At 69.5% G+C, this 11,767-nt stretch carries 9 protein-coding genes; 2 read left to right on the plus strand and 7 right to left on the minus strand.

Annotation, left to right across the window (positions count from 1 at the left end; genetic code table 11):
- Window positions 1-44 precede the first annotated feature (44 nt).
- The 5 genes from LWJ43_RS07725 to LWJ43_RS07745 all read right to left on the minus strand — a co-directional run bounded on the left by LWJ43_RS07725 (window position 45) and on the right by LWJ43_RS07745 (window position 5,983).
- Window positions 45-755, minus strand: a complete 711-nt coding sequence (locus LWJ43_RS07725) for a ribonuclease HII (RefSeq protein WP_277331556.1) — start codon at window positions 753-755, stop codon at window positions 45-47.
- 641 nt (window positions 756-1,396) lie between these two features.
- On the minus strand, window positions 1,397-3,346 hold the full coding sequence (locus tag LWJ43_RS07730; RefSeq protein ID WP_277331557.1) for a DUF4153 domain-containing protein: 1,950 nt from the start codon (window positions 3,344-3,346) through the stop codon (window positions 1,397-1,399).
- Window positions 3,347-3,702: 356 nt separating this feature from the next.
- Window positions 3,703-4,614, minus strand: a complete 912-nt coding sequence (locus tag LWJ43_RS07735; protein WP_277331558.1) for an ADP-ribosylglycohydrolase family protein — start codon at window positions 4,612-4,614, stop codon at window positions 3,703-3,705.
- A gap of 12 nt (window positions 4,615-4,626) precedes the next feature.
- Complete coding sequence (locus LWJ43_RS07740) at window positions 4,627-5,286, minus strand: histidine phosphatase family protein (protein ID WP_277331559.1); 660 nt, start codon at window positions 5,284-5,286, stop codon at window positions 4,627-4,629.
- 91 nt (window positions 5,287-5,377) lie between these two features.
- A complete protein-coding gene (locus LWJ43_RS07745) occupies window positions 5,378-5,983 on the minus strand; it encodes a YdbC family protein (protein ID WP_277331560.1) in 606 nt (201 codons plus the stop codon).
- 204 nt (window positions 5,984-6,187) lie between these two features.
- On the opposite strand from LWJ43_RS07745, the gene LWJ43_RS07750 reads away from it, so the two are divergent.
- Window positions 6,188-6,718 carry a TerD family protein gene (locus LWJ43_RS07750; RefSeq protein WP_277331561.1) on the plus strand — a complete coding sequence of 177 codons (531 nt, stop codon included), beginning with the start codon at window positions 6,188-6,190 and terminating at the stop codon, window positions 6,716-6,718.
- Between the two features lie 127 nt (window positions 6,719-6,845).
- Here the strand turns inward: LWJ43_RS07750 and LWJ43_RS07755 are convergent, their stop codons facing one another.
- Window positions 6,846-9,749, minus strand: coding sequence for a vitamin B12-dependent ribonucleotide reductase (locus tag LWJ43_RS07755; protein WP_277331562.1), 2,904 nt, complete (start codon window positions 9,747-9,749; stop codon window positions 6,846-6,848).
- A 156-nt stretch (window positions 9,750-9,905) separates the two neighbouring features.
- On the minus strand, window positions 9,906-10,421 hold the full coding sequence (gene nrdR / locus LWJ43_RS07760) for a transcriptional regulator NrdR (RefSeq protein WP_277331563.1): 516 nt from the start codon (window positions 10,419-10,421) through the stop codon (window positions 9,906-9,908).
- A 534-nt stretch (window positions 10,422-10,955) separates the two neighbouring features.
- On the opposite strand from nrdR, the gene lexA reads away from it, so the two are divergent.
- Window positions 10,956-11,753 (plus strand): transcriptional repressor LexA, encoded by a 798-nt coding sequence (gene lexA / locus LWJ43_RS07765; protein ID WP_277331564.1) that lies wholly within the window; start codon window positions 10,956-10,958, stop codon window positions 11,751-11,753.
- Window positions 11,754-11,767 lie beyond the last annotated feature (14 nt).

Consider the following 11,767-nt stretch of genomic DNA (forward strand, 5'->3'; position numbering starts at 1 on the left):
GCCGCCGACGCGAAGGTGTCGGCGGACGGGTTGCGCCTGCGCGATCAGAAGTCGAAGCCGAGCTGGCCCCCGCTTTCCAGTGCCGCCGCCTCGGCGGAGAATCGGACCTTCTTCAGGTGCTGCCACCTCGGCAGCGCGTCGAGATAGGCCCAGCTGAGGCGATGGTGAGGCGTAGGCCCCCGCTCCTCCAGTGCTGCCCGGTGTACCGGTGACGGATAACCGGCGTTCGCACCGAAGGCGAAGTCTGTGTACTGCCCCGTTTCCGCGCCCAGTTCGGCCATCAGCGTGTCCCGGTGGACCTTGGCGATCACCGAGGCCGCGGCGACGGCGACGCAGGACTGGTCGCCCTTGATCACGGTGCGGACGTTCCAGGGCGGGCCGAGGTAGTCGTGCTTGCCGTCGAGGATCACGGCGTCAGGCCGAACGGGCAGCGCTTCGAGCGCCCTTACGGCCGCGAGACGCAGCGCCGCGGTCATGCCGAGGTCATCGATCTCCAGTGGTGACGCGTGCCCCAGCCCGTAGGCCGTGACCCACTTCTCGAGCGTCGGGGCGAGTTCTGCCCGGCGCTTGGGGGTGAGCAGCTTGGAGTCGGTGAGGCCCTCGGGGGGTCTGCGGAGACCGGTGACGGCCGCGCACACGGTGACGGGGCCGGCCCACGCTCCGCGTCCGACCTCGTCGACACCGGCGACGGTCCTGGCACCGGATGTGGCGCGCAGTGAGCGCTCGACGGTGTGCGTGGGTGGTTCGTACGGCATGGCGCATGCCAGGTTACGCCGATGGCCACGGCAAGAACACCCCGGGGCACCGTCCGTCGCTCCGGCCTGTGTCCGGCCACGTCCGGGACACCGCGAACGGTGAGCGGGGACAAGGTGTCGCTGCGGGGGTGCGACCGCGCCGTGGCGTGACGACCGGCTTCGCGGCCCGGTCGTCACGCATCCTGCACCCAGGCCCAGACTTTCACTTCTGCACATACCGGTGTGATCGATCTCCGCTACCGAAAATCATGCGCCGATGGCCCGCACCCAGGAGCCGAGGCGGTCCTCACCGCATTACACAGCCCCTTACGAGAGCTCGGTCCGACCGCCTGCGTCCACCTGGGACGCACACCCACCAACATGTCCCCGACCCCGTCATCGCAGGAGCGAACATCACGTACTGGGTGCCCCCGGCCCGGGGCCGACTCAGCCGGGGGCAGGGCGACTGGTCGCCGAGCTCTCCCCCACCGGGTGCCGATCACCCCTGCGCCGTCGGCCGTCCCCGCGGGAGAGTCCCCTCGAACACCACTCGCTCAAGGGGTTGTTCCAGGACTCGGGGTGCCGGCGGGTAACTTCGTGTCGGCGGGTGACTACGGACGAGAACCGGCGGTCCCGCGCTCGGTGGGGCCGGGGGACATCGCTCAGTACGGGTCGTAGGAGTCCTCCTCCTCGTAGCCGTCCCGCTCGTCGGCATCCCGGCCGAGGTCGTAGCACTTGACCCCGTGGCTCTCCGCCGGGTGCTCCTCGAGGATGTCCCGGGCCCTGACTTCGCCCCAGCTGGTGGAGTACCAGGGAGCGTCCGGGAGGGCGAGGTCACGCTGGAAGTCCTCGAGGGCGCACGACCTCAGTGGTTCGGGCAGCCCGTCCAGAGCCGGCACGGCATCTGCGGAGAGCCCCTTGAGGTACTCGATGTCGATCGTCCCGCCGCTGCCGTACCGCTGGACGTTCTGTTCGGCGATCAGCCCGTCGGGCGAGATCAGCCCGAAGGCGAGCACACCGGCGGCGGCGCTCACCACGATGGCGCGCGGCAGCAGCCTGGCACCGAACACTCCGGCCGCGAGGATGAGGACCAGCACCACGCCGAGCCAGAGCTCGACGGCGGCCACGGAGATCCTGAGCCTGGTCAGGCCGAAGGCGTCCACGTAGAGGTCCATGCGCCGCAGCGCGGAGGCCACGACGACGAGCGTGAGCACGCACAGGACCCCGAGGACGCTCCGGACCAGCGTCCGGTCGCCTGGTCTGCCCCGCGGGGCCCAGCGCAGGGCGAGCGCGATGACGAGCAGGGTCAGCACGGTGGCCCACAGCAGCTGCCAGAAGCCCTGTCGTGCGTACTCGGCGGGCTTCAGGCCGGTCTCTTCCAGCACCTTGTCGTACCCGCCCAGGAGAACGACCAGCTGGAGTCCGATGAAAACGGCGAAGAGCAGGTTGAGCACGATCAGCGGCAGCGCCCACTCCGCCCTGTTACGGGCCTTGCCCGGGCGGACGGTGATGTTGTCCCAGTGCACCGGCGCCGCGGCACTGTAGGCGGCGGCGAGGGCCCCGAGGAGGCCGAGGACGAAGAGGAAGACACGCCAGGGACTGTCACCGATCGACACGTCGGGGATGAGGCCGCCCAGCAGATCGGCGAAGGCGGCGTCCGCTGAAGCGAAGAGTGCGCCGAACACGACGAGCAGGACGACGGCCACCGCCGTGGTTCGCGCCACTGTGCGCACCCGGCCGCGGGAGTCGTCCGCCCTGGCACGCACCCCGCGCCACCCCCAGCGCGCCCCACCCGCCACCGAGGGGACGAGGCCCACCGACCCGAGCAGCACACCTGGCCAGCTGCGGCTTCCGTGCAGGGCGAGCGAACCCAGGGCGAGGGCCGACACCACGGCGAGGAAGACCGGCCACCCCGCGTCGCGGAGGGCGGGGATCGCCAGGAGCGCCAGGCCGCCGAGCGCCCAGACCGCGGTCCAGGGCCGCAACCGGCGTCCCGCCGAGCGGGCGGCGAAGAAGGCCCCCAGGGCTGCGGGAACAGCCACGATCAGAAGGTTCGCCCCCAGGCCGTCGCCGAGCAGCAGGGCACTCAGAAGGGCCGTGGCGAAGACCGACCAGAGGGTGCCCACTCCGATCGCGGGCGGGGACGCGGCACGCAGCCGGGTCAGCACGCCGGGCGGCTGCTGCTGCCCCCGGCGCTGCCAGACGTCCGCCGGCTGCGCGGGCCGGGGCTGGGCGGGCACCTTCGGCACGTCCGGACCGGCGTTCTGCGTGGGTACCGGCCGACCGGAAGTCTGCGCCGCCCCGGCCGCCGCCCTCGTCCTGGCGGGCTCCTCGGAACCCGGCTCGGGAGCGGAACCCACCGCATCACCGGAACCCACCGCATCACCGGCAGCGCCCGCATCACCCGAACCCACCGCATCACCGGCAGCGCCCGCGCCGTCGGAAGCGTCCGCGTCACCGGGCCGCGGTGATACGACGGCCCCCACCGCGTCGCTCCCCGGCTCGGGCGCGGTGCCGGACGCGGGCTGTCCCGCGTCACCGGGCTCCGGTGACGCATCGGGCTTGTCGGACGCATCGGGCCTGCTGGACGCATCGGACGACTGTTCGGACATGGGACCCCTCCCTCACCGAGGTCCGCTCGCACGGCCACATCGCGGCGCGTCGGCCCCGGCGTCTCTAGGCGCACGCCCACCAAGATCGATGAGGGCGGCGTGGGCGAAAGAGTAAGTCCCGCCCGGGGCGTTCGGCCGACCAGGGCCGGCGCTGTGGCAGGACCGTGACAAGGGAAGCGCGGGGCCCGGTGGAGGTCCCGACTGTGCAGCGCGTCGTCGGACCGTCAGCAACTCACCGGAATCCTGGTACTCAGCAGCTCATCGGAGACCTGGTGCTCAGCAGCCTTCCGAAGACCTCGTGCTCAGCATCCCGAACGGAACCTCGTACTCAGCAGCCCACAGGGGGAGCCCTGGTCTCAGCGGCGCACCGGGCCCGGTGGAAGCCATTCGGGCAGTTCTTCCGTCCGGGCCAGCCAGTCGGCCGGAGGAGCGCCGACCGGTTCGGCGGCGACGATTCCGCCGACGATGGCACAGGTGGTGTCCACGTCGCCGCCCGCCTGAGCCGTCGCCCAGAAGGCCTGTTCGAAGTCGCCGAGGCTCCGTGCCGCGGACCAGAGGGCGAACGGCACCGTGTCGTGCGCACTCGTGCGACGTCCGTTGCCGAGCACCGCCGCGACCGTCCCGGCGTCCCCGTAGTCGAGCATGTCGCGCGCCCGTCGCAGCCCTGCGCCGACCGCGCTGCGCGGAATCAGGGCGACCACGCCGTCGATCAGGGCCTCCGGCGTCGGAGGCCGCCCGGGCGCGGCGACGAGAGCGGCCGCCGCCGCGACGGCCATGGCTCCCACCACGGCTTCGCGGTGCTGATGCGTGGTGTACGAGGAGACCTCGGCCTGATGGGTGGCCTGCTCCGGGTCGTCCGCGTACCAGGCGCCCAGCGGCGCGATACGCATCGCCGAACCGTTCCCCCACGAACCCTGGCCCTGGAAGAGCGCGGACGCCAGCTCGCGCCAGTCCCCACCCTCCCTGACCAGCCTGAGCAGCCGGTTCACCGCGGGCCCGTAGCCCCGGTCGAAGTCATGGTGCCGTGCGAAGGAGTGGGCGAGCGCGTCCTGGTCGACGCGCTCGTGTGCGGCAAGCACCGCGAGCACGGACGAGGCCATCTCGGTGTCGTCGGTCCACTGCCAGTCGCCGGGCGGCAGGGTCCGGTTCTTGAGCAGGGGGTAATTGGCCGGGACGAAGAACTGGGAGCCGAGGGCATCTCCCACGGACAGTCCACGCAGGCTGGCCAGAGCGCGTTCGAAGCGGTCGTAAGCGGAGTCAGCGGTCATCGCTCTGCCACTCTATCCGGTGCTGCCGTACGGCTCAGGGGTGCGCCACTGCTCGAAGGGCCGGTCGAGCGTATAGCGGCCGTCCTCGCCGAGCAGCAGTGTCCGGGATTCGCCGTTCCCAGGATTGGACAGGGACTCGAACTCCGCCACCGACCAGTGGAACCAGCGCATGCAGAAGAGCCTCATCGTCAGCCCGTGTGTGACCAGCAGGACGTTCGGCGGATGGTCGGGCGCCTCGAAGCTGCGGTGGAGGCTCTCCAGGAACGCGTCCACCCGGTCGTACACGTCAGCCCCGGACTCGCCCTGTGCGAACCGGTAGAAAAAGTGCCCGTAGGCGTCCCGGTAGACCTTCTGCAGTCTGACGTCCTCACGGTCCTGCCAGTTGCCCCAGTCCTGCTCGCGCAGCCGGGGCTCCTCCCTGACACGCACGAGTTCCGCTTCGAGGCCGAAGGCCCTGAAGGTCTCGTGGGTGCGCCGGTAGGGCGAGATGTAGACGCTCACACGCTCGCCGCCGAAGGTCTCACGCAGCCGGGAGCCTGCGGCCCGCGCCTGGTCCAGGCCCTTCGCCGTGAGCTTCAGAGCGTGGTCGGGCTCGCGTTCGTAGACCGTGTCGTCTGCATTGCCCTCGGACTCACCGTGCCGGACGAGGACGATGCGCTGCGGTCGTGCCATGTACCGACCCTAGATGCCGCCCGACACGATCGAGCAATTGCGCGGACCCCATCGAGCGTATGTGACCAAGGGAACCGTCCTGGGGCGCGCGTCAGACCGTCCATGACGGTTCGAGCTGCACCACGTCCCCGGTGAGCGCCTCGACGTCCCGTTCCGTCTCCGCCCGCGCCGCGAGCCGGGCGGCGCTCCGGGGCCGGTACTTGCCGCGTTCCGCGCTCGACTGCCACATGGACAGCACCAGGAACTCAGGGCCCGGAGCTTCTCCGAAGACTCCGCGCAGCATTCCCGGGGAACCCGCCATGGCCGGGTTCCACACCCGTTGCTGCACGAGCGAGAAGTGGTCGACACGGTCCTCGTACACCCGGCTGTGCGCGACCCTCACCACGTCCGCGTCCGTAAAATCCGGTTCGAAGCCGGTCTTCACGTCGAAGCGGTACTCGAAGAGCTTGACCTGCATGTCCTTGTACATGCCGGACTGCGGGGCGGCCAACCGGTCGTGCCCTCGGGCCATGAACGAGTCGTAGAAGACCCTGTTCTCCCAGAACGCGAACACGTGGGCGACATCGGGCTGCCCTCGGCTCCACCCACCGCTCTGTGTCCGGAATCCCGGCTCACCGAGCAGCCCCGCCCACTTCCGCTGCCCCCGCTCGAAACCGTGGCGGTCCACCACGGTGCAGCGAATCCACTTGACCAGCACTGCGCCATCGTACGGCGCCCGGCACGGCGCGGGTCACGCTCCGGACGTACGGGGGCCGGCCGGCACCGCTCCGCGCACCTTCCCCGGCCACACCATGGCCCGAAAGTGACGTCCGTTTCCAACACGGTTGGTTTCACCGACAGTTACCGACATGATCTGAGGATGGATGAGGTCCGTCGGTTCAGCAGCGAGGAGGCACGTGTGATGAGCACTCCCAACAAGGACATCGAGAAGGTCGAGGTGAGGGTCAAATGGGACCCCAGCGCCGCCGGTGAGCCGGCCAACGACCTCGACATCATCGCGGCCACGTACGGGACGGACGCCCCCTACGGCAGCCCCGCCTATCTCGTGCACTTCGACAGCCGGTCACCGGACGGGACGATCACACTGAACCGGGACAGCCGGACGGGGCAGGGCTTCGGCTTCGACGAGGTCATGACGCTCGAACTGGACCGGCTGTCGGACGCCTACGCGAGGGTCGTGGTGGGTGTGGCCATCCAGCAGCGGGACGGCCACAAGACCTTCGACCGGATAGAGCACACGGCCGTGCAGATCCGCGAGGGCTACACGAATCTGGCGGAGGACGACTTCTCGTCGGTGGGATCCGCCACAGCCGCGGTCGTCGCGGAGTTCGTCCGGGACACCTCGGGGGCCTGGGGCTTCCTCGGGACCCTACGCGGATTCGACGGCGATCCTGATTCGTTCGCCGCCGTGATGGGGAGCCGCGCGGGCTGACACGGGCGGGCCTCAGCCCCGGCAGGGCGAAGGGGACCGGCCGTCGGCCGGTCCCCTTCGTCAACTGCTGATCAGCTGTCCCCGCGGACCGCACCGGACGTTCCGTCCGGTGCGGCTGCGGTCATGCTCAGCTGCACCCGCTGGTCGAGCCGCAGCCCTCGCAGATGTAGCAGGAGCCCGCACGCTGCATCTTCGTACCGCACGAGAAGCACAGCGGTGCGTCCGCGCTGATACCGAGCTGCATCTCGACCAGTTCGGCCGAGGTGTGCGCGGCCCTGGGGGCCGGCTTCTCCGCGACGCTCTCCTCGGACGGGGCGACGGCCTTCAGCGGCTCCACGGGCACCGGAGCGGACTGGGCCAGGCCCTCCAGGTCCTCGTCCCCGAACGCGGGCTCGTACGAACCGGTGTCGAGGTGGCGCTGACGCTCCTCGGCCGAGTGGATACCGAGCGCGGAACGCGTCTCGAACGGGAGGAAGTCGAGCGCCAGGCGGCGGAAGATGTAGTCGACGATCGACTGCGCCATCCGCACGTCCGGGTCGTCCGTCATACCGGCCGGCTCGAAGCGCATGTTCGTGAACTTGGAGACGTAGGTCTCCAGCGGCACGCCGTACTGCAGACCGACCGAGACGGCGATCGAGAAGGCGTCCATCATGCCGGCGAGGGTGGAGCCCTGCTTGGACATCTTCAGGAAGACCTCGCCGAGACCGTCGTCCGGGTAGGAGTTGGCGGTCATGTACCCCTCGGCGCCACCCACCGTGAAGGAGGTGGTGATGCCGGGACGGCCCTTGGGCAGACGCTTGCGGACCGGGCGGTACTCGACGACCTTCTCGACGGCCGTCCGAATGGTGTCCTCGGCCTTGGCGGTGACCGCCTCCTTCTCCTTCTCCTTGGTCTTGGCGGAGAGGGGCTGGCCGACCTTGCAGTTGTCGCGGTAGATCGCGAGCGCCTTGACGCCCATCTTCCACGCCTCGAAGTAGACCTCCTCGACGTCCTCGACGGTGGCCGTCTCCGGCAGGTTCACCGTCTTGGACAGCGCCCCGGAGATCCACGGCTGGATGGCCGCCATCATCCGGACGTGGCCCATGGCCGAGATGGAACGCTCGCCCATGGCGCAGTCGAAGACCTCGTAGTGCTCGGTCTTGAGGCCGGGGGCGTCGATCACGTTGCCGTGGTCGGCGATGTGGGCGACGATCGCCTCGATCTGCTCCGCCTGGTAGCCGAGCCGGCGCAGCGCCTGCGGGACCGTGCCGTTGACGATCTGCATCGATCCGCCGCCGACGAGCTTCTTGAACTTGACCAGGGCGAGGTCGGGCTCGAGACCGGTGGTGTCGCAGGACATCGCGAGACCGATGGTGCCGGTCGGTGCGATGACCGAGGCCTGGGCGTTGCGGAAGCCGTTCTTCGCGCCGAGTCGGATCACGTCCTGCCAGGCCTCCGTGGCGGCGGCCCAGACCGGTGCGTCGAGGTCGTCCATGCGGACGGCCACGGCGTTGGCGTCGGAGTGCTGCTTCATGACGCGCTGGTGCGGCTCGGCGTTGCGGGCGTAGCCGTCGTACGGGCCGACGACCGCGGCGAGCTCGGCGGAGCGGCGGTAGGACGTGCCGGTCATCAGCGAGGTGATGGCACCGGCGAGCGCGCGGCCGCCGTCACTGTCGTACGCGTGACCGGTGGCCATCAGCAGGGCGCCCAGGTTGGCGTAGCCGATGCCCAGCTGGCGGTAGGCGCGGGTGTTCTCGCCGATCTTCTGCGTCGGGAAGTCCGCGAAACAGATGGAGATGTCCATCGCGGTGATGACGAGCTCGACGACCTTCGCGAAGCGCTCGACCTCGAAGGACTGGTGGCCCTCACCGTCGTCCTTGAGGAACTTCATGAGGTTCAGCGAAGCCAGGTTGCACGACGTGTTGTCCAGGTGCATGTACTCGCTGCAGGGGTTCGAGCCGTTGATGCGGCCGGACTCCGGGCAGGTGTGCCACTGGTTGATGGTGTCGTCGTACTGGATGCCGGGGTCGGCACACGCCCACGCGGCTTCCGCCATCTTGCGGAAGAGGGACTTGGCCTCGACCTCCTCGATGACGTCACCGGTCATCCGGGCGCGCAGGCCGAACTTCCCGCCCGCCTCGACGGCCTTCATGAACTCGTCGTTCACGCGCACCGAGTTGTTGGCGTTCTGGTACTGGACGGACGTGATGTCGTCGCCGCCCAGGTCCATGTCGAAGCCCGCGTCGCGCAGGGCGCGGATCTTCTCCTCCTCCTTCACCTTGGTCTCGATGAAGTTCTCGATGTCGGGGTGGTCGACGTCGAGGATGACCATCTTGGCCGCGCGGCGGGTGGCGCCACCGGACTTGATCGTTCCTGCGGAGGCGTCGGCACCCCGCATGAAGGAGACAGGACCCGAGGCGTTGCCGCCGGAGGACAGCAGTTCCTTGGACGAGCGGATGCGCGACAGGTTCAGGCCGGCACCGGAGCCGCCCTTGAAGATCATGCCCTCTTCCTTGTACCAGTCGAGGATCGACTCCATGGAGTCGTCGACGGCCAGGATGAAGCAGGCCGAGACCTGCTGCGGCTGGGGCGTCCCGACGTTGAACCAGACCGGGGAGTTGAAGCTGAAGATCTGGTGCAGGAGGGCGTAGGCCAGCTCGTGCTCGAAGATCTCGGCGTCGGCGGGGGAAGCGAAGTAGCTGAAGTCCTCGCCGGCCTTCCGGTACGTCTTCACGATCCGGTCGATCAGCTGCCGCAGACCGGTCTCGCGCTGCGGCGTGCCGACAGCCCCCCGGAAGTACTTGCTGGTGACGATGTTGACCGCGTTCACCGACCAGAAGTCGGGGAACTCGACGCCACGCTGCTCGAAGTTGATCGAGCCGTCGCGCCAGTTGGTCATGACGACGTCACGGCGCTCCCACGCGACCTCGTCGTACGGATGCACGCCGGGGGTCGTGTGGATGCGCTCGATGCGCAGGCCCTGCTTGGTCGCAGTCGACTTGGCTCCCTTGGTGCGGGAACCTCGTGCCGGGCCGCTCGCCGTCTCTGTCATGCCGCCTCCCATATGTGGGCAAAAACGCCCTGAAGTGCCCAGTTCTTCCCAGGGCACAGTGTGTGTCTGAATGCTCCGGACGCCACGCACACGTCTCGGAACAGGTCTGGTGCAGCCCGCCGCCGGCTCCTCCGCCTCCGGCGGCCGGCTCGATGATCAATCAGCGGCGACCGCGGCGGGGGCGGGGACCCCGGGGGCCTCACCGCTCCCGCACCGCTCTGCGCGGGGCCGCTGTTCGCGGAGCTCCACGATGGCGGCCTCGAAGTCCTCGAGCGAGTCGAACGCCCGGTACACCGAAGCGAAACGCAGGTACGCGACGAGGTCGAGTTCCTGCAGGGGGCCGAGTATGGCCAGACCCACGTCGTGGGTCGTCAGCTCGGCGCTGCCCGTGGCACGCACGGCCTCCTCGACCCGCTGTCCGAGCTTCGCCAGGGCGTCCTCGGTGACGGGACGGCCCTGGCACGCCTTACGGACTCCCGAGATGACCTTGGTGCGACTGAAGGGCTCGGTCACGCCGCTGCGCTTGACCACCATCAGCGAGCAGGTCTCCACCGTCGTGAAGCGACGGGAGCAGTCGGGGCACTGACGCCGCCGCCGGATCGACGTCCCGTCGTCCGTCGTGCGGCTGTCCACGACCCGGCTGTCGGGGTGCCTGCAGAAGGGGCAGTGCATGTCTCCGAACCCTCCTTCACAGCACGACTGAATAGCCCTCCGTGCCCTGTTCAGGGCCCCTGAGGACGGTCACAAGCATAGGCGATGAACCAGACCCCGTCCGACCGGGGACCACTACTTGTGGGTGGCGACAGCGACGCAACCACTACATCTAGGGTTTTACTCCGCCTCCGCCCCCCGCGCGTGTCGCGCTTCCCCGGGGCCGGGAGGCAGCCTACGGCCCGGCACGAGGGTACGGGAAGCGAGCGGAGGGCTGACCCTCGGGCCCGCGCGGCCGCGGCCCCGGGCAGGGCCCGGAAAGGCGCCTCAGGGACCGCCCGGGACACGCACCCCGCACGCGGGGCCGGACCCGCCGGAGGCTAGCGTGGGACCCCGGGAGCCACCGCTCGATCCAGGTCCGCTCGCCAGCTCATACACCTCTCGGCAAGACCGTGACAGCCCTTTATTTGTTTTTCACTCGAACGTGTGTTTGGCGCAACCTTTCGAAAGCTACTACCGTTGGCTAACTAGGGAGAACACTCGAGAGGGGCCGACGTGACCACCACCGCAGACAGTGCAACCATCACTGCCCATGACCACCGCTCCCAGAGCCGACTTGAGCCGGTGCATGCCATGAATGACCCAGTCATGAACGCGGAGGGGCCAGAGTCGGCGCGACCCGCGCGCTCCCTGCCCGGCCGCCCCCCAGGAATCCGGGCGGACAGTTCGGGGCTCACCGACCGGCAGCGGCGCGTGATCGAGGTGATCCGGGATTCCGTGCAGCGGCGTGGATACCCCCCGTCGATGCGCGAGATCGGCCAGGCGGTGGGGCTGTCCAGCACCTCGTCCGTGGCCCACCAGCTGATGGCTCTGGAGCGCAAGGGCTTCCTGCGCCGCGACCCTCACCGGCCGCGCGCCTACGAGGTCCGGGGCTCGGACCAGCCCAGTACGCAGCCGACCGACACCACCGGGAAGCCCGCCGCCTCGTACGTGCCACTGGTCGGCCGGATCGCCGCCGGTGGGCCGATCCTCGCCGAGGAGTCCGTCGAGGACGTCTTCCCGCTCCCCCGCCAGCTCGTCGGTGACGGCGAGCTCTTCGTGCTCAAGGTCGTCGGCGATTCGATGATCGAGGCAGCGATCATGGACGGAGACTGGGTCACGGTCCGCCGCCAGCCCGTCGCGGAGAACGGCGACATCGTCGCCGCCATGCTCGACGGGGAGGCCACGGTCAAGCGCTTCAAGCGCGAGGACGGCCATGTGTGGCTGCTCCCGCACAACGCCGCCTACCAGCCGATCCCCGGTGACGAAGCGACGATCCTGGGCAAGGTCGTCGCTGTGCTGCGGCGGGTCTGAGCTCCGCCGGCCCG

Origin of the sequence: Streptomyces sp. JH34 (assembly GCF_029428875.1) — a bacterium.
GTDB lineage: Bacteria > Actinomycetota > Actinomycetes > Streptomycetales > Streptomycetaceae > Streptomyces.

Coding starts and splice junctions, on each gene's coding strand:
- LWJ43_RS07725 (WP_277331556.1), bottom strand. CDS start 755: ATGCCGTACGAACCACCCACGCACACCGTCGAGCGCTCACTGCGCGCC.
- LWJ43_RS07730 (WP_277331557.1), bottom strand. CDS start 3,346: ATGTCCGAACAGTCGTCCGATGCGTCCAGCAGGCCCGATGCGTCCGAC.
- LWJ43_RS07735 (WP_277331558.1), bottom strand. CDS start 4,614: ATGACCGCTGACTCCGCTTACGACCGCTTCGAACGCGCTCTGGCCAGC.
- LWJ43_RS07740 (WP_277331559.1), bottom strand. CDS start 5,286: ATGGCACGACCGCAGCGCATCGTCCTCGTCCGGCACGGTGAGTCCGAG.
- LWJ43_RS07750 (WP_277331561.1), top strand. CDS start 6,188: ATGAGCACTCCCAACAAGGACATCGAGAAGGTCGAGGTGAGGGTCAAA.
- LWJ43_RS07755 (WP_277331562.1), bottom strand. CDS start 9,749: ATGACAGAGACGGCGAGCGGCCCGGCACGAGGTTCCCGCACCAAGGGA.
- nrdR (WP_277331563.1), bottom strand. CDS start 10,421: ATGCACTGCCCCTTCTGCAGGCACCCCGACAGCCGGGTCGTGGACAGC.